Annotated in this window: 1 protein-coding gene; it reads right to left on the reverse strand. The window is 44.4% G+C overall.

All coding sequences use genetic code 11. The features are described 5' to 3' along the window. The coding region (locus tag HMPREF2867_RS08490; protein WP_256263083.1) for a Rib/alpha-like domain-containing protein at window positions 1-525 on the reverse strand (525 nt) is incomplete at both ends.

The following is a 525-nucleotide window of genomic DNA, read 5'->3' on the forward strand; positions in this document are numbered from 1 at the left end:
CCTTAGAACCGTCTGGGTAAGTCACAACGACTGTTGCGTCCTTCTCACCAGCTGTTGTTGTATCTACTGGAGTCTTGTATTCAAATGTAGTACCACTTGGAAGATCTGAAACGTTACCAATTGAACCTTTGGCATCTGGTGTGTCACCAAGGTTAACCGTTTGATCCTTAGCTGTTGGCGTATTCTTATCCGCATCCGTACGTGGATCTTTAACTGTTACCTTAACTGGGACTTCATCTTTAGAACCATCTGGATAAGTTACAACAACTGTTGCATCCTTCTCACCAGCTGTTGTTGTATCAACTGGGGTCTTATACTCGAAGGTAGTACCGCTTGGAAGGTCTGAAACGTTACCGATTGAGTTCTTGGCATCCGGTGTGTCGCCAATGTTAACGGTTTGATCCTTAGCAGTTGGTGTGTTCTTATCCGCATCCGTACGTGGATCTACGACTGTTACCTTAACAGGAACTTCATCCTTAGAACCATCTGGATAAGTCACAACAACTGTTGCGTCTTTTTCACCAA

This window comes from Streptococcus sp. HMSC064H09 (assembly GCF_001812625.1).
Lineage (GTDB): Bacteria > Bacillota > Bacilli > Lactobacillales > Streptococcaceae > Streptococcus.